This window comes from Bacillus sp. EKM501B, from assembly GCF_011800505.1.
Classification (GTDB): Bacteria; Bacillota; Bacilli; order Bacillales; family Bacillaceae_G; genus Bacillus_A; species Bacillus_A cereus.
In genome coordinates, this window is the sequence record NZ_JAALFZ010000007.1 from 1 (window position 1) to 25485 (window position 25485).

Consider the following 25485-nt stretch of genomic DNA (forward strand, 5'->3'; position numbering starts at 1 on the left):
TTAGCGGAAATTATGTTACCAGCTCGTCAACCAGGTTCATCTATTATGCCAGGGAAAGTAAACCCTGTTATGCCAGAAGTTATTAATCAAATTGCGTTCCAAGTAATAGGTAATGATCATACAATTTGCCTTGCTTCAGAAGCAGGACAATTAGAATTAAACGTGATGGAACCAGTACTTGTTTTCAACTTACTGCAATCGATTAGCATTATGAATAACGGTTTCCGTGCCTTTACAGATAATTGCTTAAAAGGAATTGAAGCGAATGAAGATCGCTTAAAAGAGTATGTTGAGAAAAGTGTAGGAATTATTACAGCCGTGAACCCTCATATCGGTTATGAAGCAGCAGCTCGCGTTGCGAAAGAAGCAATTGCAACAGGCCAATCCGTTCGAGAACTTTGTGTGAAAAATGGTGTATTGTCACAAGAAGACTTAGAGTTAATTCTAGATCCATTCGAAATGACACACCCAGGGATTGCAGGAGCAACTCTTTTAAAGAAAAATTAAAAGAAGAGGGGGACAATCCCCTCTTTTTTGTTTACAATATAGAAATGCTATATATGAATAGAGGTAGGGATGTTATGAGCAAGTTTACAGTAGCTTCTAATGGTGCATTAGAAACAACATTAAGAGGAGCAGAAGTATTATCAACACCACTTTTAAATAAAGGGGTAGCTTTCACACAAAATGAAAGAGAAGAGTTAGGTTTAAAAGGGTTATTACCGCCAGCGGTTTTAACGTTAGAAGAACAGGCACGCCGAGCATACGAACAATTTAGTTCTCAGCCGGATGATTTATTAAAGAATGTATACTTAACTGCGTTACATGATCGAAATGAAGTATTATTTTATCGTATATTAACAGATCATTTACGTGAAATGTTACCGATTGTATATACACCAACTGTCGGTGTAGCAATTCAAAGATATAGTCATGAATATCGTAAACCACGTGGTGTTTATTTATCAATTAACGATCCATCAGGTATCGAAGAAGCATTCACGAATATCGGTGCAACAGCTGAGAACATTGATTTAGTCGTTGTAACAGATGGAGAAGGCATATTAGGAATTGGTGACTGGGGCGTTGGTGGTATTAACATCGCAATCGGAAAATTAGCTGTTTACACTGCTGCAGTTGGAATCGATCCTAGTCGTGTATTACCGGTAATTTTAGATGTAGGTACAAACCGTGAGGAGCTATTAAACAATCCATTTTATATTGGAAATCGTCACCCTCGTATAACAGGTGAAGCTTACGATGAATTTATTGATACGTTTGTACAAGCGGTAAACAAACAATTCCCGAAAGCACTTTTACATTGGGAAGACTTTAGCTCTCGTAACGCACGAAAAATTTTAGATAAATATCGTCATGATGTTTGTACGTTTAATGATGATATTCAAGGTACAGGTGCAGTTTCACTTGCGGCAGTATTATCGGCAGTGAAAGCTTCTGGTGTACCGCTAAGTGAACACCGCGTTGTTGTATTTGGTGCTGGTACGGCTGGAATCGGTATCGCAGATCAAGTTAGAGATGCGATGGTCCGCGTAGGCGTATCTGAAGAAGAATCATATAAGCGTTTCTGGTGTATTGATCGTAACGGGTTAGTTACAGATAATATGGAAGATCTTCTTGATTTCCAAATTCCGTACGCAAGAAAAGAAGCAGAAGTAAGTGAGTGGAAGCAAAACGATGTGATCGGACTTGCTGAAGTTGTGAAACATGTAAAACCGACAATTTTAATTGGCACATCTACTGTTGCAGGTGCATTTAAAGAAGAGATTATTAAAGAAATGGCTTCTCACGTAGAAAGACCAATCATTTTACCAATGTCGAATCCGACGCCACTTGCTGAAGCAAAACCAGCAGATTTAATCGAGTGGACAGAAGGAAGAGCGTTAGTTGCAACAGGAAGTCCATTTGAACCAGTTACATATAACGGTGTAACGTATGTGATTGGACAATCAAATAATGCACTGATTTTCCCAGGGCTTGGTCTTGGAACAATTGTAGTACGAGCAAGCGTCATGACGGATGGAATGTTCGCAGCAGCAGCTGAAGCAGTTGCAAGTATGGTAGATACAAGTCAGCCAGGAGCACCTATTTTACCAGAGGTCGAAGAATTACGTAATATCTCAGAAATGGTTGCAATTGAAGTAGCTAAAGTTGCAGTTGCAGAAGGTGTTGCAAGAGTGAACTTAAGTGATAACGATATCAAGATGGCAGTGAAAGAAGCAATGTGGAAGCCAGAGTATCGCCAAATAAAAGCGGTAGAAAAGGTTAGAATATAGAAAAAAAGCCCGTTTATAACAATAAGCGGGCTTTCGCTTTTACTACTGAAAAAAAGTATAGGAAGTGTCACCTTTGAATTGGAATCAATTATGGAAGAAAGATATGTCCCTTTTAATTATATTAATGGTCGTTGTTCCGATTGCTGGGGAGCTGAACTTTCATCCCTTTAATGATACGTTTCGAGTTAGCTTCGGTACACCGCTATTCTTCTTTTTATTATTATTTTTAAGAAGAGTACCAGCAGGAGTTGCAGGTATTCTTGTTGGTATATCTGTAGTCTTATTCCGAGTATGTCTTGACTGGATCATGCAAGGTTCATTTCATATGACAGAATCATTTTATTTGCGTTATCCTGTGTTCTTCTATTATTTTATTTATGGCAGTTTTTTTTCGCTTTGCAGGGTAAATAAGTTCCATCAGAAACCAATCATTATTGGATGCCTTGGGATTTCAATTGAAATTGTTGCAAGTATGTCAGAACTTGCGTTTTATCACATGTTAGTACTAGGTACAACAATAACGATTTCTGAAGTAAATAAACTCATCATTATTGCTATTTTTCGTAGTTTCTTTGCACTTGGTTTTTTAAATATGATGAATTTATATGAAACGAAATTAAAAGAATCGCAAGTTCGAAAAGAAAATGAAAATATGTTAATGCATCTTTCTAATTTATATGTGGAATCTGTTCATTTGAAAAAGACGTTACAAAATGCGGAGTTAATTACACAAGAAGCATATCAACTATATCGAAATTTACAAGTAAGCGCTGATTCAAGTAGTAAAACAGCATTGAAAATAGCGGGGGAAGTGCATGAAATAAAAAAGGATAATCAAAGGATATTTGCAGGATTATCTAAACTGTTATTAGATAAAAATGTGGCTGAATATGTAGAAGGACATGAGTTAGCAGAAATGATTGTTAGAATAAACGAGAAGTATGCTGAAATGCTAGAAAAGGATATACGTTTTTCTAAACATATAGAAGGTGAGCATGCTGCATACCACGTGTATACAGTTCTATCAATTTTTAATAACCTCGCTGCAAATGCAGTTGAAGCAATTGAAGATAAAGGTGTCATTATTATTAAGCTATATAAAAGAGATCAACATATATTTTTTGAAGTAATTGACGATGGACCTGGTATTGCACAAAAATATAAGAAATTAGTATTTAAGCCAGGATTTACTTCTAAGTATGATCAAACGGGAACACCGTCAACTGGTATTGGGCTTTCTTACATAAATGAAATGGTAACAGAGCTAGGCGGAGAAGTGAGATTAGAAGGCCGAGAAAATAAAAGAGGATGTAAGTTTATCGTTTGTTTACCAGAGGGTAGTTTAAAGCGGGAAGGGGAATAGATTTGTTTTATTATATCGTAGACGATGATGAAGTTTTCCGTTCGATGCTTTCGCAAATTATTGAAGATGGAGATCTTGGAGAAGTAATTGGTGAGGCGGATGACGGAGCTTTTATTGAGGCGGATCAACTAAATTTTAAAAAAGTAGATATTTTATTTATTGATTTGTTGATGCCGATGAGGGACGGAATTGAAACAGTTCGTCACATTGCGTCAACTTTCACGGGGAAAATCATTATGATTTCTCAAGTGGAATCGAAGCAGCTTATAGGTGAGGCATATACACTTGGTGTAGAATATTATATTACAAAACCATTAAATAAAATCGAAGTTGTATCTGTTGTACGCAAAGTGATGGAGCGTATTAGATTGGAGCGTTCTATACACGATATTCAAAAATCATTGAATAACGTGTTTCAGTGGGAAAAACCGCAATTGCGTACTGAACCAGTGCAAGAAGGAAAAAAGATAGGGGATTTAGGGCGCTTTTTACTATCAGAACTCGGTATTGCGGGAGAGAATGGAAGTAAAGATTTACTTAGTATGCTGGAATATTTATATGGTCAAGAAAAGGCACAGACATTTGAGTTTGGCTTTCCTGCGTTAAAAGAAATTTTCCATCATATTACGATAAGAAAATTAGGGGATTTAGCTTTAGAGGCGGATATTGATAAAGAGAAAAAAGCGTCTGAACAAAGAGTACGTCGAGCTATTTATCAGTCGTTAAATCATTTGGCTTCTTTAGGATTAACAGACTTTTCAAATCCAAAATTTGAAAGCTATGCTCCAAAATTTTTCGATTTTACCGTAGTTAGAAAACGGATGACAGAAATGACGAAAGATGAACTCGCATCTTCTGGTCATACGCGAATTAATACGAAAAAGTTTATTCAAGTGTTGTATTTTGAGGCGAAGAGGTTGATGGAGATAGAGTGAAGAAGATGCTTATAAATAAGCATCTTCTTTTGTTAAATCAACATTTTATATTTTCTCGTGGAGCATGTAAAATGTTAAGTAAGAGAAAATGGTTTTATATTAAGGAAGTGTCAAAGCAATGAGTTTCACATTGAATAAATCGATTATTAAAGAAGTGTGCGGAGAGACCTCATATAAAAGAGGTGAAGCCTATTATAAATCAAATAAAGTGATAATAGATCAGTACGATGAAAATAAAGAAATTTGTGAGGCGACAGTAAAAGGGAACGAGGATTTCCATGTTACAGTAGCAAAAGCCAAAAAGGGTGATGTTGTTGCAAAATGTAGTTGTCCTTCATTAGCGTCTTTTCAAACGTACTGTCAACATGTTGCAGCAGTATTAATACAAATAAACTATAATCAACAAACAGGTAGAATGAGCTCCACTAGTAGCAGAAATGATCAATTGACAAGTGGTATGTTTCAGCTGTTTGCAGACAAACCACTGAGGCCAAAAAGTAAACAACACCGTTTTGATACACGTGAAATATTAGATATTGAGTTTATATGTACACCAGTAGCTACGAGAAGTGGTGGGGCTCTTCTTGGAATTCAATTGAAACTTGCCAAAGTGTATTTCATAAATCATATTAGAGAATTTCTTTCTAAGGTGGAGAAAAGGGAATCTTTTCATTGTTCAAATGAATTTACATATACACCAGATGTACATAGTTTTAAACAAGAAACGGATGCGATTATTCAGCAGCTCATTAAAATGTATCATAACGAAAAAATGTATGAAGATACGCTAGAAGTACATGCGAAACAAGATGAAAGTATGATATTTATACCACCAGCTTCATGGAAAGATATGCTCTCTTCACTTTCTAAAGTTGAATATGTACAGCTGAAACAAAATGAACAACTGTTTCAGGGATTACAAGTTTCAAAAGGGTTGTTGCCGTTACACTTTGAATTTACGAAGGGAAATAATGGCGGATTTACACTTCATATAGATGGTTTAAATCGTGTACAAGTTATGGATATGTATAACAATGCACTTTACGATGGGAAATTATATCACTTACACATTGAAGATTGTATGCGACTTATTGAATTACAAAAGATGATGAGTCGCTCAAATAGTAATCAGTTTTATATTCCAGAAAGTAAGATGGAACATTTCGTCGCGAAAGTTGTACCAGGATTAATGAAGCTCGGAACTGTACATATTGATGAAGTAATATCGGATCGTGTTGAAACACCTTCGCTAAAAGCGAAATTGTATTTAGACCGCGTGAAAAATCGCTTATTAGCAGGTCTTGAATTTCACTATGGGAACGTCATGATTAATCCGCTAGAAGAGGATGGACAGCCGTCTGTTTTTAATCGTGATGAGAAAAAGGAAAAAGAGATTTTAGACATTATGAGTGAAAGTGCTTTTGCAAAAACAGAAGGCGGTTACTTTATGCATAATGAAGAAGCTGAGTATAATTTTTTATATCACGTCGTGCCAACATTAAAAGGTTTAGTTGATATTTATGCGACTACAGCAATCAAATTGCGAATTAGTAAAGGGGATGCAGTTCCTCTTATTAGAGTGAGAAGAAAAGAAAGAATTGATTGGTTGTCATTTCGTTTTGATATAAAAGGAATACCAGAAGCAGAAATTAAAGGTGTATTAGCGGCCCTTGAAGAGAAACGTAAATATTATCGATTGGCGAATGGTTCGTTTTTATCGCTAGAGAGTAAAGAGTTTAATGAAATTAATCAGTTTATAAAAGAATCAGGTATTCGGAAAGAATTTTTACATGGAGAAGAGGTAAATGTTCCGCTTATTCGGAGTGTAAAATGGATGAACGGACTTCATGAAGGCAATGTTTTAAGTTTAGATGATTCTGTTCAAGAGTTAGTAGAAAACATTCAAAACCCGAAAAAATTAAATTTTGCTGTGCCAAATACTTTAAATGCAGAAATGAGAAAGTATCAAGTATATGGGTTCGAATGGATGAAAACACTTGCTCATTACCGTTTTGGCGGTATTTTAGCAGATGATATGGGACTTGGAAAAACGTTGCAAAGCATTGCTTTTATAGATTCTGTTTTGCCTGAGATTCGAGAAAAGAAACTACCTATATTAGTCGTTTCACCATCATCTCTTGTTTATAATTGGGTTAGTGAATTGAAAAAATTCGCCCCGCATATTAGAGCAGTTATTGCAGATGGAAACCAAGCAGAGCGCCGGAAAATTTTGAAAGATATAACGGAATTTGATGTCGTAATTACGTCATATCCATTACTGAGAAGAGATATAAGATTGTATGCAAGACCATTTCATACACTATTCCTTGATGAAGCGCAGGCGTTTAAAAACCCTACAACGCAAACGGCAAGAGCTGTGAAAACAATTCAAGCTGAATACCGTTTTGGGCTAACGGGTACACCTGTAGAAAATTCATTAGAAGAGCTATGGTCTATCTTCCATGTCGTCTTCCCAGAATTATTACCAGGAAGAAAAGAGTTCGGTGATTTAAGGCGTGAAGATATAGCGAAGCGAGTGAAACCATTCGTATTAAGACGATTAAAAGGGGACGTATTAAATGAGTTGCCAGAGAAAATAGAGCACTTACAATCATCGGAGTTATTACCCGATCAAAAGAGTCTCTATGCTGCTTATTTAGCGAAGCTCAGGGAAGAAACGTTAAAGCATTTAGACAAAGATACGTTACGTAAAAATAAAATTAGAATTTTAGCTGGTTTAACGAGATTGCGACAAATTTGTTGTCATCCTGCTTTATTTGTTGATGATTACAAAGGAAGTTCAGCTAAATTTGAACAACTGTTAGAGATTTTAGAGGAATGTAGAAGTACAGGAAAGAGAATATTAATTTTTTCTCAATTTACGAAGATGCTTTCCATTATTGGTCGTGAGTTAAATCACCAAGCAATTCCATACTTTTATTTAGACGGGAGTACACCAGCGCAGGAACGTGTAGAGCTGTGCGATCGGTTTAACGAAGGAGAAGGGGATCTATTTCTCATTTCTTTAAAAGCTGGTGGTACCGGACTTAATTTAACTGGTGCAGATACAGTAATATTATACGATTTATGGTGGAATCCAGCTGTTGAACAACAAGCGGCCGATAGAGCGTATCGAATGGGGCAAAAAAATACAGTGCAAGTTATAAAGCTAGTAGCCCACGGAACAATTGAGGAGAAAATGCATGAACTGCAAGAAAGTAAGAAAAATTTAATTGCTGAAGTGATTGAGCCGGGAGAAGAAAAATTAGCATCCATCACGGAGGAAGAAATACGAGATATTTTAATGATTTAATATGAAAAAGCTATGCTTTCACATGTGAAAGCATAGCTTTTTGTTGTAATAATTATATTTTGTTTTGTGCAAAGTAAAGACATCAAATGTTATTTAAATTACTTCTTTGTACCTTTACTTTTGTATGGCTTTGCAGCTGCCTTTTTCTTTGCACTTGATTGCCAACGGTTCCATCCTTTACTTCCTGTACCTTGTCCTACACCTTTTTTCGGTTTTGCCTTCGTTTTACTCATATGATCACTCCGTTATTTAAAAATCTTATTTGATAATAGTCAATGATTTAGAAAATACTCTTTATAAATGACTATGATTGCTTTAAGTAAAAATAAACTGCTTGAATGCTATAGTATATCATGAAATTGCAAGTAAACTGAAAGGAATTATAAAGAAAATGAAAATAATAAGAAATACTGCGGATTCTATATTCCGAACGATCACATTAATTATTGTGTATACGTTAGTTTCGGTCAGTGAAACATTTTTTGGATTGACGAGGCAGAAAAAGTAAAGATGTTAAATTAACAACAATCAATAAAGCCGTAAAATAAAGAATTGAAAAATATTTTAAAACTTTTTGTTGACTTTCTTTATTTTTTGTATAGAATAATCATTAATAAAATGTTTCAGAGATGTGACAACAAAACGACTATGAAAGGACGAGTAGTAGTAGGACGTAGTTTAAGCGAGTCAGGGGTGGTGTGAGCCTGATACGAAGCCTATTATGAAGAACCTCCTGGAGTTGCTAACCGAAATCCTTTATAGGAAAGTAGACTTAGCCGGGAACTTCGCCGTTACAAGAAGAACAGTATCGAGATATTTCATCTCCGTATTGTATAAGTGAGCAACCTCTGTTGCTAATTTGGGTGGTACCGCGGAACCAAAGCCTTTCGTCCCAGTTTTTTGGGAAAGAAGGGCTTTTTTTGTTGGCTTCTTTTCACAACATCCAAACATTTTAGGAGGAAACCACCATGTATCAATCATTAATGACAGTAAGAGAGACTCAAATTGCAATTAAGGAAGTTAAAACATTTTTCGAGGACCAATTAGCAAAACGCCTTGAACTATTCCGCGTATCTGCACCATTATTCGTAACGAAAAAATCAGGATTAAACGATCACCTAAACGGTGTAGAACGTCCAATTGAATTTGATATGTTACATTCAGGAGAAGAATTAGAAATTGTTCATTCACTAGCGAAATGGAAACGATTTGCATTACATGAATATGGATATGAAGCTGGTGAAGGTTTATATACAAACATGAACGCGATTCGTCGTGATGAAGAACTTGATGCAACGCATTCCATTTACGTTGACCAATGGGATTGGGAAAAAATCGTTCAAAAAGAATGGCGTACTGTCGATTACTTACAAAAAACAGTACAAACAATTTATGGAATATTCAAAGATTTAGAAGATCACTTATTTGAAAAATATCCGTTCCTTGGAAAGTATTTACCGGAAGAAATTGTTTTCGTTACTTCTCAAGAATTAGAAGATAAATATCCAGAATTAACACCGAAAGATCGTGAACATGCAATTGCGAAAGAACACGGTGCAGTCTTCATTATCGGAATTGGTGATGCACTTCGTTCAGGTGAAAAGCACGACGGACGCGCAGCTGATTATGACGATTGGAAATTAAACGGTGACATTTTATTCTGGCACCCAGTACTACAATCTTCATTTGAATTATCATCAATGGGAATTCGTGTTGATAGTAAATCACTTGATGAGCAGTTAACGAAAACTGGTGAAGACTTCAAACGTGAGTATGATTTCCATAAAGGTATACTAGAAGACGTACTACCATTAACAATCGGCGGTGGTATTGGACAATCAAGAATGTGCATGTACTTCTTACGTAAAGCTCATATCGGTGAAGTTCAATCTTCTGTATGGCCTGACGATTTACGTGCAGCTTGTAAAAAAGAAAACATTCATCTGTTTTAATAGAAGTGAGGGAATAGCTTAAATATAGAGCTATTCCCTCTTTTTTATAAAACATTACTTATTTATTACCGAGTTCTTCCGCTAAACCGATTAAAATTCCTTCGACTCCACGAATGTAGCAGAGACGATACGAGTTCTCATACTGAACTACTTCACCAACGAGCTCTGCACCATGCTTAGTGAGTCTCGATACCATTTCGTCAATGTCTTCAACGGTGAACATGACGCGTAGATAACCGAGGGCGTTTACAGGAGCATTTCGGTTATCTGATATAGTAGGTGGGGTGAGAAATCGCGAAAGTTCAATTCGGCTGTGGCCATCTGGAGTGACCATCATAGCGATCTCTACGCACTGAGAACCGAGTCCAGTTACGCGACCAGCCCATTCACCTTCGACATTGGCTCGACCTTCGAGATTCAAGCCAATCTCCTCAAAGAAAGAGATTGCGTTATCAAGGGATTCTACAACGATGCTGACATTGTCCATTCGTAGTAATTTGTTTTTTGCCATAGTCTTATCTCCTTATGTATAAAAGTCTATTATTTAATTATCCTCATAATTATACTACTAAGTAGTTACAAATTCCTTTCAGTCAAAAACACCTTGTCACAGTATAGGAAAATGTGACAAGGTGTTTTTTAATATGTCATATAGCATCGTGTTAACGAACAGCTTTTTATTTAATAGGAAGGTAATACATTAATATGATTTTTTTAGCATTACTAAATATATCAGATTAGCTCATTTGCACTAAAGGCTCAATTTTCGCCATAAATGATTGATGCAGCGCCTCAACGCCTGTTACTAAATGAAGGCGGTCAATAACGACAGACACTTTAATTTCTGATGTACTTACCATTTTAATATGAATATCTTCTTCTTTTAAAGTAGTGAACATATTTGCAGCGACACCTGGGTTAGATACCATGCCAGATCCTACGATTGATACTTTTGCTAAGTGATTTTCATGTTCTACAGATTCATAGTGAAGAGTTTCTTGATTTTGTTCCAAAACTTCTAAAGTTTCTCTTAAATCATTCGAATGAATGGAGAAGGAGAGGTGTACAGTTCCTTCATTTGTAATACTTTGAATGATGATATCTACATTAATGTGTGCTGCTGCTAATGTAGAGAAAACTGTTGAAAGCGAGCCTTGTTCTAATCCTTTAATTGTGACACGTGTAATGTTATCCTCAAATGCAATACCTTTAACGATTGATTGTTGTTCCATGTTACATTCTCCTTTTACAATTGTTCCGTTTTCTTGTTCCATACTTGAGCGAACTTCTAAAACTACATTATGATTTTTAGCAAACTCAACAGCGCGCGGGTGTAATACGCCAGCACCGAGATTAGCAAGCTCTAACATTTCGTCATAAGAAATTTCGTCTAATTTGTAAGCATCTTTTACAACTCGTGGGTCCGTCGTATATACACCTGTCACATCCGTATAAATATCACATTTTTTTGCTTTAAGTGCAGCAGCTAATGCGACAGCAGTCGTATCAGAGCCACCACGGCCAAGCGTTGTAATTTCATTTTCTACACTTATACCTTGGAAACCAGCTACGAAAACAATCGCACCTTCAGCAAGATAAGATTGAATACGATCTGTATGAATGTCAGTAATCCGTGCACTACTATGTACAGATTCTGTCGTAATACCTGCTTGCCACCCTGTTAATGAAATTGCATGATAGCCTTTTGCTTGCAGTGCCATTGTTAATAATGAAATAGTTACTTGTTCTCCTGTAGATAGAAGCATATCCATTTCACGTTTACTTGGATTTTCTGTGATAGCGTTAGCGAGTGCGACAAGTTCATCTGTGCTTTTTCCCATTGCTGAAACGACAGAGACAATGCTATGACCTCGTTCATATTCTTCAATAATTAAATTTGCTACATGTTGAATGCGTTCGACGCTTCCGACAGAAGTGCCACCAAATTTTTGAACAATTGTTTCCATTACAAATTCCTTCTTTCGTCTATTTTTAAGAATAGATTAGGAAATATATAAATCCCCAATACTCCTGTAGTTACCAGAAAGACAAACAAAAAACACCATCTCAAATAAGTGAGGATGGTGCTGTTACAGGAAAAGGGAAACAGAAAACGGAGCTAATAAAAAAACCGCCAAAAAAGGAATATCATACAAAAATGATATCTCTTTTTTGTAGATAGCTCTTCATACGTACACGTCTGTACATATGACAGTTCTGTTTCTATTCGAAAACAGCCCCAATTGATAAATGCAGAGAAATTTATCAATTTCGGCAATACTTCCTTTCATCTAAGTTCATAGACATCTCTGTGTCTCCATTAGAATACTCATAAGTATCGCAACCTCTATCTCACGTTTTAGGCGAGAGTGTTTGATTTATGAAGTTGTTGGTAACATTTGTTTTATAATAATTTAAATTTTTCGTGGAATCAAGTGTTATATATATATTTTAAAAATTCTTTCTTTTTTCTGGGGAAGTTTGTGAAAAATGTAGCAAAATAAATTCATTGCATGTACATTAAAGTTATAGTGCATAGGAGGTGGGGAGAATGAAAAGGAAACAGCCTATTTATGTTGCGACAAAAATGAACACGACGATGGAAAAATTATGGGAATATACGCAAGAACCAGATATACATACAGAGTGGGATGCTCGCTTTACTGAAATTTCGTATTTAGAGAAAAAAGAAGGGGAACCACAGAAGTTTTTGTATAAAACAAAGATTGGATTTGGGCTTGAAATAGTTGGAGAAGGGGAATCAATAGGTGAAATAAGAAAAGATATTTTAATGCAGTTATGCAGTTTGATGAAAACGAAAATGAAATTGTAGATTATTTTGGTGAACCACATTTACTCGTTTCTACACTGCATTTTCATATCGATGAGTTAGGGGCAATGCATATTTCTTCAAAGAAACAATGGTTTTATATGTTTGGAAGAAAAATGCCGTTACCAAAATTTTTGTATGGTGAGGCAAAAATTGTTGAAAGTTATGATGAAACACTACAATGTTTTCGAATTCATGTACAAGTACGAAACCCGTTAATTGGTTCGCTTTTTTCATATAAGGGAACATTTGTGGAAAGGGAATAGACGATATGAAAAATATAATATTTGGGCTTGCTTGCTATGTTGTTTTTCTAATATGTGAGTGGTCGAATATAAATCCTGTTGAAGCAATTATATTATTATCTGTTTTATTATTTATACCAATGTCATTTTGTATTATTGATAAAAGAAAAAGAGATGGATCGCAATTATTATTTTATAAATCCGTATCATTTTTATATCCAATCGCAGCAATTTGTGCAATGCTAGCTTTCGTCACAAATCACTATTTATTTGCGCTAGTTTGGTTTGTATATACAGGAATTGTTGCGTTATTTGGTGTAAGTAGATTGCTAGAAAGAGGATGGAAGCCGTTAGAAGAGATCGCCATAGATAGTGCGTTTATTTATTTGTTTTTAGGTGGTTTTTGGTTTTCTGCTTCAGTAGCAAAACTTTCAATTATGCATTTTAGCTCTGACATTGTTTTACTCACAGCTGCACATTTTCATTATTCGGCGTTTCTATTGCCATTATCGGCTGGTTTAATAGGGAGAAAAAGAGAAAAGAGAAGTAAAGTGTATGATGCTATTATGTTTATCATCATGATTTCACCTATGACAGTTGCAATAGGAATTACATACTCAAGAATATTTGAATTTTTTGCAGTGTTCCTATATTTATGTGCAATTTATGGGTATGGATTTTACGTTTGGAGAGCAAAATTTAATGCTATCAGTGCAAAGATTCTTCTAATCGTTTCGTCTAGTACACTCATGGTTACAATTATGTTCTCACTTATATATTCATACGGGAATTTGAAGCATGTCTTGACGATTACAATTGCTCAAATGGTTTGGATTCATGGTGTTGTCAACGGAATTGGAGTAGCGTTACCGGCATTTATCGGCTGGGTGATTGAAAAGAGTGTTCCGAATTATAAATACTATGGGAAACCAATGAGTAAGTTAAGAGGAAATGTGGCAATTGGTGAGGCTTATTTATATAGCAGCAATTTAGTAGACAGTAAGGAATACAACGGTTTAGTTGATAAAGTAAATGACTTTCATAGTGAGGCATTTGATGTGACGAAGGTTCCTTTAAGTATTATTCATTTTTATGAAAATACAGTAGAGTATGAATTGCAATCGAATATTAAATGGGCTCGTTGGTTCCGTCCGTTCGCACTTTGCTATGAGAAAATGAGTAAGCGTGTAGAACAAATACATTTAGGAATGGGCGGCAATTGGGAAACGATGCATGGCTCTATCATTAGTGTCATAGATGAGAAAGATGGAAGAGAGAATGTAAGGGCTTGGCTAAGAAAAAATGAAGCAGGTAAATCTATTTTTGTAGCTCTTTATTCAAAGCATACAAATAAGAATGAGACATATATGAATATCGCCTTACCTTTACCTTATTCGAATATGACTGGTATTTTGAAACTATATAATGATAGTCATGATTTAATTATTACTAGTAAGTTAAGAGAAAATGGTCAGGGAGATGAGGGGATTTATTTACATACTCGGTTCTTGACAATCCGTTTACCGTTAGCAGAGACTTTTATTATAAAAGAGCGCACGGATCACATACTAGAAGCTAATCATAGAATGTGGATATTTGGAGTTAAGTTTTTAGAAATTGATTATAAGATTAAGAAAGTACAGGAGAAGTAAGAAAAGCTTGGAGAGATTCCAAGCTTTTTTACGTATGTGTAATTGTTATAGCAACTTGTTTATCTAGCTCATTATCCCAAACACGTTGAATTTCAAAGGTGCCTTTTTCAAAAAATAATGGGAATCTTTCTTTAAACCAATCTTGCATAGGAAGCTTTAGTGCTGTATCGATTGGTATCCATAATAATTTGCCCTCAGGTGGGTTTAAAAGAAGTTCACCTTCAAATGAGTCTGTCCAGTAGTTAAATACCATGTACCGAACATTCCCTTTCGGATTTACATATTCATCTAATCCCTTAAAATTTAAATCCGAAACAAGTAATCCGGTTTCTTCTTTTACTTCCCTTATAGCGGCTTGAACGATACTTTCGGGAAAATCTACTTTGCCGCCAGGAGCTATGTAGCCAGGGAAACCTCGATGATTGGGTCGTTTTACGAGTAAAACTTCATTGTTGCGCTGGATCATACACATTGTATAGATTTGGTGTTCGATGTTATGTGAATTTGGAGGCATAATGATGCATTCTCCTTTATATTTTTTTGATAATTTTACCATTACATAATGGTTTCTTATATAATTGGAAATATAATATTATGAATTTTCAGTCGTATATTATGTATTCTATAGTCATTTGAAAAGAGGAGAGAGACATGCAAGGGGAAATACAAAAGGAGAAAAGTTTAAGTTATATTGGAAAATTATTATTACCAGTTAAAGTATCAACGCACTTTAAGTTTTTATGGATTGGACAATTACTCTCGGCCTTAGGTAGTTCGATAACTATGGTCATACTTCCAGTTGTTGTGTATTCATTAACTGGCTCAACAGTTGTAATGGGGATGACGATGGCAATGTACATGCTACCTAATATTCTTGCTTTACCGTTTGCAGGTTTAGTTGTAGACCGAATTGATCGGGTTAAATTAATGTTATTTACGGATATAATCCGCTGTATATTAATGCTATTACTTGCATCGCTTATATTTATGGATTTATTAACAATTACGATTTTATATATTCTCGTTGCCATATACGGACTTATGGAAGGGATATTCCAACCAGCATATTCTGCTGTAAGGGCGAAAGTATTCGTTCCTGAAATTCGTAATGCAGCTAACGCACTCACTCAAATGAGTAATCAAGGTATACGATTGATTGGGCCAGCACTTGGTGGGTTAATCGTATCGGTTGCATCTGCAGGGATAGGCTTCGGACTAGATGCAGCAACGTACTTATTATCATTTTTATGTTTATTATTTTTAAAAGAAATTAAGTTTAAAAAAGTAAAACCCATTGAAAAGAGTAAGCTTACTTACAAACAAGAGTTTATGGAAGGTGTTTTAGTTTTAAAAAGTCATCCGTGGCTGTGGATTACAATTTTAGTTTTTTCTTTTATAAATATTTGTTATGCCGGCATTATCGTCGTATTAATTCCATGGTTATTTAATGTTCATCATCATTTTGAAGCTTACGTGTATGGGCTTGGCATGGCCTTTTCTGGTGGTGGGGCTATAATTGCCGCAGTAATATTTGGTGGGAAAGAGCGGTGGCATAAGAGAGGATTACTGGCTTATGGAGGTGTTTTAATGAGTGGCATTGCTTTATTAATTATGCCATTCATTTCTTGGGCACCCGCTTTAATATTCTTAATGGCAATTGAAGGATTTGGCATGATGATATTTGGACTCATTTGGGAAACGAGTTTACAGGAGCTTGTACCAGAAGAAGCATTCGGAAGAGTGGCAAGCCTTGATATGTTGGGTTCTTTTGCTTTATTGCCATTAGGGTATGTAGTTGTAGGCTGGTTAGCTACTGTCATAGGTGGCGAAATAACTATTATAACACTAGCTAGTTTAGTAATTTTAACAATTGGAATAGCATTGTCTGTACCGAGTATTCGTCGATTTAATTGATTATATGGGAAAAGAGGGCTAGACCTATATAGAAAATAACTTAGCATATAATCAACTAGTATTAATAAAACACCTTTGTAATGAAAAACTGTCCGTACATATTTGGCACAACAAAATTAGAAATCACAAAAGAAGTGACGGAAGCGATACAAGCAGGTTTCAAAAAAGAAGACTAAGCCCTAAAGAAATTAGGACTTAGTCTTCATTAAATACAAATGTTTGTTTCATTTTTTTACCTTCATTTACCGGATGGCCATTGTAAGAGAAATTCTTTTCTTCCCAAGTGATTACAACTTTAAAATTATGACTATTAAAGTCTAATGGGAATACCATGTAGTCAAAGCTTGTATGACTTTTAGAAATATTTTCATTAGGTGTAGTAGGTTTAAAGGTAGCTTTAGAGGTAGGGTTGTTATCAAGTATTTCCACAGATACGTTTGATACATCATGACCGATGTTTTTTACGAGTAAACTATACGTATCAAATACACCTTGCTTTGGCTGGATTGCTTGCTTGTTTGAGTTATGAGATTTATCAATTTCGACATACCATTGTTTAGACTTTGACGCAATCGGTAGTGACTGAAATGTGTAAGCACTAGCTTGTATTGGTAGTGCTAAGCATAAAAGTGTAAAGAGAGTTAATATTTTTCGTTTCATTTTTTTAGAGCTCCCATTCTTTAATGGATTTACTTGTTATTATCTTCTTTTTACGAGTAAATATACCATATAATGTAAAGTGGCTATAAGAGTAGTGAATCAATATCTTATTCACTACGCTCATAGCCGGCATAATTACGTATGTAGTAAAAAAGAATAAATTTGTTTTTCTATACTTAGATTGCTGGCCTTTTTAAAAGGGCTATTTTTACGTTTTAATAAAAAGAATATACTAAGAGTTCAGTATAAATTATTTATTTTAATGTAGTTAAATGTGCTTGTATATGTGAAATTAGAGAAGGAAGCTGTGTAGAGATGTTTCTACACAGTTTTTTAGGATATGAAAAAATTACCAAAAATATGTTAAAATAACATTGTCATACAACAAGGGGGATTTGTTTTATGGAAAATGGACATCTTGCTAAAGTAGACTTAACGAAAAAAATTGAATCAAAATCTAAGTACAATAAGAAATTAGAAAAATATCAAAGGCGCTTATTAGCATTACAGCAAATTTTGAAAGAAGAAAAAATCGCGGTTATGCTTGTTATGGAAGGATGGGATGCGGCTGGTAAAGGTGGGGCAATTAAGCGGATGACGGAACATCTTGACCCGCGTGGGTTCCAAGTAAATCCAATTGGAGCGCCTGCACCTCATGAAAAACGTTACCATTATTTGCAACGTTTCTGGCGCAAAATTCCACAGTACGGGCAAATCACCATTTTTGATCGCTCATGGTACGGTCGTGTGTTAGTTGAGCGTGTTGAAGGATTTGCTACAAAGGAAGAGTGGATGAGAGCATATGATGAGATTAATGATTTTGAAAAACTACTAACAGATGACCATTACATAATAGGAAAGTTCTTCTACCATATAAGTAAAGAGGAACAGTTAAAGAGATTTAAAGATAGAGAGAAAAATCCTTTGAAAAGATGGAAAATTACAGACGAAGATTGGCGTAATCGTGAAAAATGGGATGAATATGTTGAAGCAATGGAAGACATGTTTGAAAAAACAAGTAAGCCAAATGCGAAGTGGCATATTATTGAAAGTAACGATAAATTGTATGCTCGTGTGAAAACGTTAAAAATTATTATTTCATTCATTGAGGATTATTTCTTAGAACATGGTATAGAATTGCCTTCTTATTATTATGAAATGAAAGAGGATATTGAAGTTTTGCAAGGTGTAGGTGTGAAAGAGTAAATAAGAAAATGGCCCTGTGAATTGGTGAAACCAAATTATGGGGCTTTTTTATTTAGAAACATTTTACAATTAACAGAATAAGGTATATAATCAATAATCATATTAACAATGTTAATATGATTATTGATTATATACTATGTGGGGGTTTTACTTTGAAGGGAAGAGATGTTGTTTTAGGTTTATTAATGGAAAAGGAATTGTCTGGTTACGATATTAAAATTGTGTTTGAAGACGTATTTACTCATTTTTTTGATGGAAGTTTTGGAATGATTTATCCAACATTACGGCAATTGGAGAATGAAGGGAAAATAAAAAAAGAGGTTGTCATGCAAGAGGGAAAACCGAATAAGAAAATGTACTTTATTACAGATGAGGGGCGTGAAGAATTTTATCAATACATGCAGACGCCTATAGAGAAGGATGTTTTACGTTCGGATTTTTTAATGAGAATGTATTTTGGCAACTATAGTGATGATGTAACAATAAAAGAATGGATTAAAGATGAAATTGAAAGAAAAGAAGCGTACATTGCAGATCTTCGATTGAAATATGAAAAGTGGAGAATAGGTATTACTTTCGTCGAAGAAATTTCACTAGATGTAGGTATTGCATCGTATAGTGCACAAGTGGAGACTTTGAAGAAAAAATTAGAAGAGTTAGAGGCGAAAGAAAACAATAAAACAGAAGAATGAAAAACGCATTCACAATAAATAAAGGGGTATATAAAGATGGAGCAATCAAAGGGTATTAAGATTGTCTTTTTAATGTGTCTAGGTATCTTTCTTTGTATGATTGATACGACAATTATGAATATAGCTTTACCGGCAATACAATCGAGTGTAAATACTTCATTAGAAAAGATGTCTTGGGTATTAAATGTTTATACAATGACGATTGCAGTACTTGCCATTCCGTTAGGGCGGATAGCTGATATCTTTGGAAAAGCAAAGATGTATATTCTTGGTCTGGTGATTTTTGGGGGTGGATCGGTACTTTGCGCTTTTGCTAATACAGGTGATTTTCTTATTTTTTCTCGTTTTATACAAAGTATTGGGGCAGCAATTTTATTTCCAACAAGTATGGTAATTGGTGTATCAGCTATGCCGTTAGCTAAAAGGCATGTTGCACTTGCAATTTTAGGAGTAACACAAGGATTGTCAGCTGCTATGGGGCCAGTAATAGGTGGAATTATTACGCAAAATTTAGGATGGAGATGGGTGTTCTTCGTTAATGTTCCGGTTTGTATAATAGGAATCGTGTTATGTTGCATCATGCTACAAATAAAAAATGAAGAACGTATTATCTCAAAAATAGATTGGATAGGACTACTATTAAGTAGCACAGCAATTTTTTCATTTACTCTCATATTAGTAAAAGGTAATACATGGGGATGGCAAAGTAATATTGCTTTGTCTTGTTATGCAATTAGCACTATTTCTCTTATTCTATTTATTTTAGTAGAACGAAAGATTCATAACCCAATGGTGAATTTAAAGTTATTTCAAGATCGAATGTTTGTCGGAGCGTCAATCGTTGTTATATTGAGTAATTTATTTTTAATTGGAGTTACTGTATTGCTTCCAACGTTCTTGACGAAACTACAAGGTCGAACGGAAATTGAAGCGGCTTTTTTAGTGACACCTATTTCAGCGATGATATTTTTTGTCTCACCAGTTGCAGCAACTTTAATTAAAAAACTCGGAAAAGTAACTATTATTTTGTCAGGATTTCTTGTTATGGGGCTTTCCTACTATTGGTTGCAAATGATTGATGTTCATTCAACAAATATAGAAATTATTATTCCATGTATGATATTAGGTGTCGGATATGGCTTAGTAGTGGGGCCAATTACAGTTTTAAGTGCGTCTTCGTTTGAAGGAGAATTATTAACTGCTTCTCAAAGTGTTGTATCAATGTTACGACAGGTTGGAATTGTATTGGCGGTCGCAATATTTGTCTCTAACTTAACTCATAATTTAACTATAAATAAAGAAAAAGTATATCATTATGCAGAAGAAAAGGTGCGGAATATTCATGTGAATAGTACTGAGCAAACTGAAATTTTACAAATGACTAAAGAAAAAATAGAGAATCAAAGTTTAGAGTCGAATATAAATAAGAAACAAAATGCAATGACAATGGGATTAAGTAAAGAGAAAAAGGAAGAATTGATTCGCGACAAGACGGATGAAATATTAAGAAAAGTTCCAGTAGAATATAGGGATGTAAAAAGAGAAGAAGTTATGAGGCAAGTAACAAAAGAAGTTGAAAAACAAGAGGAAAGTATAAAGAAAGAGGTACTCACATTTTCGAATGATGTGAATCATTATGCCAAGAATCAGATGGCAATGAGTTTTACAGATTTATATAAAGCAAGTGTGCCAATTATTTTAATTTGTGCTTTCGTAAGTTTGTTGTTTTGGGAAGGAAGAGCTTTGAGTAAAAAGAGCAGGGGAAGGATAGTAGAAGAAGTGTAAAGGGAAACAGGCTGCTATTAGCCTGTTTTTTCATTGTTTTCTCCTTGCATATTGTGAATAGTAGTATTTTTAATATAGCATGGGATAAGTCGAGTATGATTAGAAAGTTTTTTAGAATGAAAGGGATGAATGGAAAATGCCATTGAATATGTAACGTTATACATAGTACATTAACAAGAGGGATTAATTTTAAAAGGAGGATGGGGAATTGCTAGATAAGGCAGGGGCTTTAATAGATAATCATGTGTACACAGAAGAAGAGCAACAAAAACTATACAAACGAACGTTAATAATCGTCAGCATTTCACAAATGTTTGGCGGTGCAGGACTAGCTGCTGGTATTACAGTGGGAGCACTTCTTGCGCAGCAAATGCTTGGAACAGATGCATTTGCAGGATTACCAACTGCTATGTTTACATTGGGATCAGCATTAGCAGCTTTCATAGTAGGGAAGCTTTCGCAACGATATGGACGCCGGATAGGTCTTGCAACAGGGTTTATAGTAGGTGGATTTGGAGCAATTGGTGTTGTAATGGCAGCTTTAACGAATAGCATTATTCTTTTACTTATTTCTTTACTCATATATGGTGCCGGTACAGCCACGAATCTACAAGCTCGTTATGCAGGTACAGATTTAGCAGATAAGAAGCAGAGAGCAACGGCTGTTAGTATTACGATGGTAATGACGACTTTCGGTGCAGTTGCAGGACCAAATTTAGTAGGAGTAATGGGTAGTTTTGCGCATTCAATTGGAGTTCCTAAACTTGCAGGTCCGTTCATACTATCGGCAGCAGCATTTATACTGGCGGGTCTAGTTCTTTTTGTTATGCTTCGTCCAGATCCGTTAATTATTGCTAACATAATAGAAAGATATAAACAGGAACATACATATAAAGGGCAACCAATAACAGAAGAAGTGAAAGAAAATAAACGAGGTATTACAGTTGGAGCAATCGTAATGATACTTACGCAAATCGTGATGGTTGCGATTATGACGATGACGCCAGTTCATATGGGACACCACGGTCACGGTTTAAGTGCAGTAGGACTTGTGATAGGTTTTCATGTAGGTGCAATGTATCTTCCATCTCTCGTTACAGGAATGTTAATTGATAAAATTGGCCGAACTACAATGAGCATAGCTGGTGGAGTGATTTTACTTGCAGCGGGTGTCATAGCTGCGATAGCGCCAAGTGATTCTTTATTACTATTAATCGTTGCTCTGTCTTTACTTGGGCTAGGATGGAACCTCGGATTGATTAGTGGTACAGCACAAATCGTTGATTCCACAACACCGTCTACACGTGCTAAAACACAAGGGAAAATAGATGTTTTTATTGCGCTAGCTGGAGCTTCTGGTGGAGCGATGTCAGGTATGGTAGTAGCGAATTCAAGTTATGCGGCATTGTCATTGGCTGGAGGCGTGTTAGCGTTATTACTTATTCCTGTTGTGATATGGTCTCGAAAAGGGGCAAGAAATTAAATGAAAAAGAGGTTCTAGTTACTGACTAGAGCCTCTTTTTATACACTTAAATTAAATTCCACTCTACAATAAGCCCTAAATGTGTAAGACCACCACCGAATCCGTATAGTAAAAGTGTGTCTCCATTATTTAACTTTCCTTCTTTTATAGCTAAATCTAGAGCGAGTGGAATGGTGACTGAAGAGGTATTCCCCATATATTCCACGCTCGTTAATGTTTTTGTATTGGAATTTGAGATTTTTCGCAAATAGATTCAATCATTCGTAAGTTAGCGCTGTGGGGTATGAACCAGTCTATATCATCCCCTTGCATATTTGCGTTATGTAATAAATTTTTTATGCCTTTTGGCACTGTTCGTGTTGCCCATTTATATACTTCTCTTCCATTTTGAACGATTTTTTCATTTGTTTGCAGTGGTGTGCCATTCATAGTAGTAGATAAGTTTGTTCTATATAGATGAATGCCGCCATCACCGTTTGTTCCCATGTGAGCAGCGATAAAGCTTGGGGTGTCTTCATCTCTTTCTAATAAAATAGCTCCAGCACCATCACCGAATAAAATACAGGTCGTTCTATCGGTATAATCAGTAACTTTAGATAATGTCTCTGTCGCTACGACAAGTATTTTTTCATGTGATCCAGAAGTGATTAAGCTATTACCGACGTGTAGTCCATATGTAAAACCAGCACAAGTTGCATTTAAATCAAAAGCTAGTGTATGAGGTATGTTGAAGTATTGTTGTATTTGGCAAGCAACACTAGGGAAAACGTAATCAGCAGTAGTAGTAGCGACAATGATACAGTCGACATCTTCTAAGTTTTTCTTATATGTTGTACATAAATTTTTAATTGCTTTAATGGCTAAGTTTGAGGAATATTCTTCTTCGCTAGCGATTCTTCTTTCCTTCATTCCTGTTCTTTGTACAATCCATTCATCATTCGTATGGACCATCTTTTCTAAATCGTTATTAGACAATATTTGATCTGGAACATAAGTACCAATTGCAGTAATACGAGATTTAGAATGCATAGGAACATCTCCTAATTTTTATTTTTATAACCTGATACTAATATTAGGTTATAAAAATGTCAATATAGATTTTTGTTGTATTAAAACGATAATACTTAACTTACTATGAAGGAATTTGGCGAGTGCTGTAAAAATAATATACGAGAAGTTTCTAAAATTGATAATTGCTTTTGTTATTTTTATTGTGAGAAAAACTCGCAAAAAATGACGATTAAAGTAAAAAAATAACGATTTTCTTTAGTGTGATATAGGTTGTTAAACCTTGTGAAAGCGAATTACTTATGCTACACTTTATGTAACTTAAAATGAACGGAGGGGCTTCCTTTGATCTTAATCAGATTACGTCTCAATACTTTGTGCCAATAATTGAATAGCGCTCAAAGGCTCTGTCTGTGTACAGAGTGAACGGGATTGGTCTGCCTATTTTAAAGGAACCCTTTATTAAGCTTATATGTGAAAAAGAGGGAGGGACGAATACGCCCTCTTTTTGTTTTGCCTTTATAAATAGAATGGGATTGTATAGGTGAACGCTTATTGTGTATACGTATACGATCTTGGGACTTTTTGACTATAAAATAGGATGAAAGCATAGCTTTCTTCTATTTCTTTGGTGAACCCTTATCCGTTTACGAAAACACAGGCAGCGACCTGTGTTTTTTATTTTACGTAATCGAAATGGAGGAATAAATATATGGAAGAAGTATTACAAAGAGCAGTTTTAGTTGGAGTAAATGTAGGTAATGAAGATGATTTTGCATATTCGATGGAAGAGTTAACAAATCTTGCGGAAGCTTGTGATGTAGAGGTAATTGGGCAAGTAACGCAAAATTTACAACGAGTAAATCCATCGCATTATATCGGAAAAGGAAAGATTGAAGAAGTAGCAGCGTATGTACAAGAAATAGATGCGAATATGGTCATCTTTAATGATGAATTATCTCCTTCACAAATTCGAAATTTAGAAGAGGATTTAGATTGTAAGGTGATTGATCGTACCATTTTAATTTTAGATATTTTTGCGCAACGTGCGAAAACGAAAGAAGCACAGCTGCAAGTAGAAGTAGCACACCTTCAGTACATGATGCCTCGTTTAATTGGTCTTCGTGAATCGTTAGGGAGACAGAGCGGCGGCGTTGGTACGAAAAATAAAGGTGTCGGTGAGAAGAAGTTAGAGTTAGACCGTCGTAAAATTGAAGAACAAATTTCAGTTTTGAATAAAGATTTAGAAGCGCTCGTTGCCCAGCGTCAAACGCAGCGAAAGCAACGTAAGAAAAATGAAATACCTGTTGTAGCATTAGTAGGTTATACGAATGCAGGAAAGTCAACGACGATGAATGCAATGCTTGAAATTTATAATGGTACAGAAGAAAAACAAGTATTTGAAAAAGATATGTTATTTGCGACGTTAGAAACATCTGTACGAAATATTGATTTGCCAGATAATAAATCATTTTTATTAACAGATACAGTTGGATTTGTAAGTAAATTACCACATCATCTTGTGAAGGCGTTCCGTTCAACGTTAGAAGAAGTAGCGGAAGCAGATTTACTTATTCACGTCGTAGATTACGCAAATCCAAATTATGAACAATTAATTGATATTACAAATGAAACGTTAAAGAAAATTGGAGTAGAAAATATTCCAACGATCTATGCTTATAACAAATCAGATATGGTGGATGTTGAAATTCCGAAAGTACAAGAAGACCGCGTGTATTTATCTGCGAAGAAACATGTTGGAATTGAAGAGCTTGTAGAAATGATTCGTTCCCATATTTATAAAGAATATACGAAATGTGAAATGTTAATTCCGTATGATCACGGACAGGTAGTTTCGTATTTCAATAATCATGCGCACGTTTTATCAACGAGTTATGAAAATGAAGGTACGAAACTAGAAGTGGAATGTAAGACGAGCGATTATGAGAAGTATAAGCGTTTTGCAATTTAATGTAAGAGGCAACCCAGTTTGTGATTGGGTTGCCTTTTTCTATAATGTTTTACTGCTGAAAGTTACAAGGATGCAAGTCAATGATGGGAGTTAAGTTATATTTCTGGAAAAAGAAATGAAAGCAGTATAGAATAGAAATGTTTCAAAAGTCAGAATTTATTACACCTACTGTAATAAATAT

18 protein-coding genes, 3 pseudogenes, 1 riboswitch and 1 other annotated feature are annotated in these 25485 nt (G+C 35.2%); of the genes and pseudogenes, 15 read left to right on the plus strand and 6 right to left on the minus strand.

What is annotated here, in order from left to right:
- From HFD78_RS15130 to HFD78_RS15150, 5 genes are all read left to right on the plus strand, one after another.
- Window positions 1-507, plus strand: a 507-nt coding sequence (locus HFD78_RS15130; protein ID WP_255289073.1) for a lyase family protein, incomplete at its 5' end; no start/stop codon positions are given.
- 74 nt (window positions 508-581) lie between these two features.
- Window positions 582-2294, plus strand: a complete 1713-nt coding sequence (gene malS, locus HFD78_RS15135) for an oxaloacetate-decarboxylating malate dehydrogenase (RefSeq protein WP_016117558.1) — start codon at window positions 582-584, stop codon at window positions 2292-2294.
- A gap of 64 nt (window positions 2295-2358) precedes the next feature.
- The gene (locus HFD78_RS15140) at window positions 2359-3657 is read left to right on the plus strand and encodes a sensor histidine kinase (RefSeq protein ID WP_002004878.1); all 1299 of its coding nucleotides are present in this window, start codon (window positions 2359-2361) and stop codon (window positions 3655-3657) included.
- 2 nt (window positions 3658-3659) lie between these two features.
- Entirely contained in the window at window positions 3660-4592 is a 933-nt protein-coding gene (locus tag HFD78_RS15145) for a response regulator (protein WP_000500302.1), read from the plus strand.
- A gap of 118 nt (window positions 4593-4710) precedes the next feature.
- Complete coding sequence (locus HFD78_RS15150; RefSeq protein WP_000011052.1) at window positions 4711-7905, plus strand: DEAD/DEAH box helicase; 3195 nt, start codon at window positions 4711-4713, stop codon at window positions 7903-7905.
- A gap of 98 nt (window positions 7906-8003) precedes the next feature.
- On the opposite strand, the gene HFD78_RS15155 is transcribed toward HFD78_RS15150, so the two are convergent.
- Entirely contained in the window at window positions 8004-8138 is a 135-nt protein-coding gene (locus HFD78_RS15155) for a DUF3934 domain-containing protein (protein WP_000047588.1), read from the minus strand.
- Between the two features lie 406 nt (window positions 8139-8544).
- Window positions 8545-8803 (plus strand) — a binding site (T-box leader).
- 70 nt (window positions 8804-8873) lie between these two features.
- Here HFD78_RS15155 and asnA point away from each other — a divergent pair.
- The gene (gene asnA, locus HFD78_RS15160; protein ID WP_000284914.1) at window positions 8874-9857 is read left to right on the plus strand and encodes an aspartate--ammonia ligase; all 984 of its coding nucleotides are present in this window, start codon (window positions 8874-8876) and stop codon (window positions 9855-9857) included.
- Between the two features lie 58 nt (window positions 9858-9915).
- Here the strand turns inward: asnA and HFD78_RS15165 are convergent, their stop codons facing one another.
- On the minus strand, window positions 9916-10368 hold the full coding sequence (locus HFD78_RS15165; protein WP_001107261.1) for a VOC family protein: 453 nt from the start codon (window positions 10366-10368) through the stop codon (window positions 9916-9918).
- A 226-nt stretch (window positions 10369-10594) separates the two neighbouring features.
- Complete coding sequence (locus HFD78_RS15170) at window positions 10595-11824, minus strand: aspartate kinase (RefSeq protein ID WP_191968088.1); 1230 nt, start codon at window positions 11822-11824, stop codon at window positions 10595-10597.
- A gap of 204 nt (window positions 11825-12028) precedes the next feature.
- A riboswitch (Lysine riboswitch) is annotated at window positions 12029-12215 on the minus strand.
- Window positions 12216-12408: 193 nt separating this feature from the next.
- Between HFD78_RS15170 and HFD78_RS15175 the strand changes: the two are divergent.
- The 3 genes and pseudogenes from HFD78_RS15175 to HFD78_RS15185 form a co-directional block, all read left to right on the plus strand.
- Window positions 12409-12666 (plus strand): annotated as a pseudogene (locus tag HFD78_RS15175) (hypothetical protein); the annotation flags it as partial.
- A pseudogene (locus tag HFD78_RS15180) lies at window positions 12630-12953 on the plus strand (DUF4166 domain-containing protein); the annotation flags it as partial. The pseudogenes HFD78_RS15175 and HFD78_RS15180, both read left to right, overlap by 37 nt.
- A gap of 5 nt (window positions 12954-12958) precedes the next feature.
- The gene (locus HFD78_RS15185) at window positions 12959-14584 is read left to right on the plus strand and encodes a YndJ family protein (RefSeq protein ID WP_000789373.1); all 1626 of its coding nucleotides are present in this window, start codon (window positions 12959-12961) and stop codon (window positions 14582-14584) included.
- 28 nt (window positions 14585-14612) lie between these two features.
- On the opposite strand, the gene HFD78_RS15190 is transcribed toward HFD78_RS15185, so the two are convergent.
- A complete protein-coding gene (locus HFD78_RS15190) occupies window positions 14613-15098 on the minus strand; it encodes an 8-oxo-dGTP diphosphatase (RefSeq protein ID WP_001134949.1) in 486 nt (161 codons plus the stop codon).
- Window positions 15099-15235: 137 nt separating this feature from the next.
- Here HFD78_RS15190 and HFD78_RS15195 point away from each other — a divergent pair, with 137 nt between their 5' ends.
- The gene (locus tag HFD78_RS15195) at window positions 15236-16498 is read left to right on the plus strand and encodes an MFS transporter (RefSeq protein ID WP_001161173.1); all 1263 of its coding nucleotides are present in this window, start codon (window positions 15236-15238) and stop codon (window positions 16496-16498) included.
- A 195-nt stretch (window positions 16499-16693) separates the two neighbouring features.
- Here HFD78_RS15195 and HFD78_RS15200 read toward each other — a convergent pair whose 3' ends face one another.
- The gene (locus tag HFD78_RS15200) at window positions 16694-17158 is read right to left on the minus strand and encodes a hypothetical protein (RefSeq protein ID WP_000823343.1); all 465 of its coding nucleotides are present in this window, start codon (window positions 17156-17158) and stop codon (window positions 16694-16696) included.
- Window positions 17159-17560: 402 nt separating this feature from the next.
- Here HFD78_RS15200 and HFD78_RS15205 point away from each other — a divergent pair, with 402 nt between their 5' ends.
- From HFD78_RS15205 to HFD78_RS15220, 4 genes are all read left to right on the plus strand, one after another.
- Complete coding sequence (locus HFD78_RS15205; protein WP_000427309.1) at window positions 17561-18364, plus strand: polyphosphate kinase 2 family protein; 804 nt, start codon at window positions 17561-17563, stop codon at window positions 18362-18364.
- Between the two features lie 152 nt (window positions 18365-18516).
- On the plus strand, window positions 18517-19056 hold the full coding sequence (locus HFD78_RS15210; RefSeq protein ID WP_000678328.1) for a PadR family transcriptional regulator: 540 nt from the start codon (window positions 18517-18519) through the stop codon (window positions 19054-19056).
- A gap of 36 nt (window positions 19057-19092) precedes the next feature.
- Window positions 19093-20841: an MDR family MFS transporter gene (locus tag HFD78_RS15215; protein WP_098204930.1), complete on the plus strand. Its 1749-nt coding sequence runs from the start codon at window positions 19093-19095 to the stop codon at window positions 20839-20841.
- A 208-nt stretch (window positions 20842-21049) separates the two neighbouring features.
- Window positions 21050-22324, plus strand: a complete 1275-nt coding sequence (locus tag HFD78_RS15220; RefSeq protein WP_000884517.1) for an MFS transporter — start codon at window positions 21050-21052, stop codon at window positions 22322-22324.
- A 46-nt stretch (window positions 22325-22370) separates the two neighbouring features.
- Here HFD78_RS15220 and HFD78_RS15225 read toward each other — a convergent pair.
- Window positions 22371-23353, minus strand: a pseudogene (locus HFD78_RS15225) (beta-ketoacyl-ACP synthase 3).
- Between the two features lie 691 nt (window positions 23354-24044).
- Between HFD78_RS15225 and hflX the strand changes: the two are divergent.
- A complete protein-coding gene (gene hflX, locus HFD78_RS15230) occupies window positions 24045-25304 on the plus strand; it encodes a GTPase HflX (protein ID WP_000393280.1) in 1260 nt (419 codons plus the stop codon).
- The last annotated feature ends 181 nt before the right edge of the window (window positions 25305-25485 follow it).

What these genes read in the sequence shown, in the direction of transcription:
- malS (WP_016117558.1), top strand. Translation starts at nt 582, where the DNA reads ATGAGCAAGTTTACAGTAGCTTCTAATGGTGCATTAGAAACAACATTA.
- HFD78_RS15150 (WP_000011052.1), top strand. Translation starts at nt 4,711, where the DNA reads ATGAGTTTCACATTGAATAAATCGATTATTAAAGAAGTGTGCGGAGAG.
- HFD78_RS15155 (WP_000047588.1), bottom strand. Translation starts at nt 8,138, where the DNA reads ATGAGTAAAACGAAGGCAAAACCGAAAAAAGGTGTAGGACAAGGTACA.
- asnA (WP_000284914.1), top strand. Translation starts at nt 8,874, where the DNA reads ATGTATCAATCATTAATGACAGTAAGAGAGACTCAAATTGCAATTAAG.
- HFD78_RS15165 (WP_001107261.1), bottom strand. Translation starts at nt 10,368, where the DNA reads ATGGCAAAAAACAAATTACTACGAATGGACAATGTCAGCATCGTTGTA.
- HFD78_RS15170 (WP_191968088.1), bottom strand. Translation starts at nt 11,824, where the DNA reads ATGGAAACAATTGTTCAAAAATTTGGTGGCACTTCTGTCGGAAGCGTC.
- HFD78_RS15185 (WP_000789373.1), top strand. Translation starts at nt 12,959, where the DNA reads ATGAAAAATATAATATTTGGGCTTGCTTGCTATGTTGTTTTTCTAATA.
- HFD78_RS15190 (WP_001134949.1), bottom strand. Translation starts at nt 15,098, where the DNA reads ATGCCTCCAAATTCACATAACATCGAACACCAAATCTATACAATGTGT.
- HFD78_RS15195 (WP_001161173.1), top strand. Translation starts at nt 15,236, where the DNA reads ATGCAAGGGGAAATACAAAAGGAGAAAAGTTTAAGTTATATTGGAAAA.
- HFD78_RS15200 (WP_000823343.1), bottom strand. Translation starts at nt 17,158, where the DNA reads ATGAAACGAAAAATATTAACTCTCTTTACACTTTTATGCTTAGCACTA.
- HFD78_RS15205 (WP_000427309.1), top strand. Translation starts at nt 17,561, where the DNA reads ATGGAAAATGGACATCTTGCTAAAGTAGACTTAACGAAAAAAATTGAA.
- HFD78_RS15215 (WP_098204930.1), top strand. Translation starts at nt 19,093, where the DNA reads ATGGAGCAATCAAAGGGTATTAAGATTGTCTTTTTAATGTGTCTAGGT.
- hflX (WP_000393280.1), top strand. Translation starts at nt 24,045, where the DNA reads ATGGAAGAAGTATTACAAAGAGCAGTTTTAGTTGGAGTAAATGTAGGT.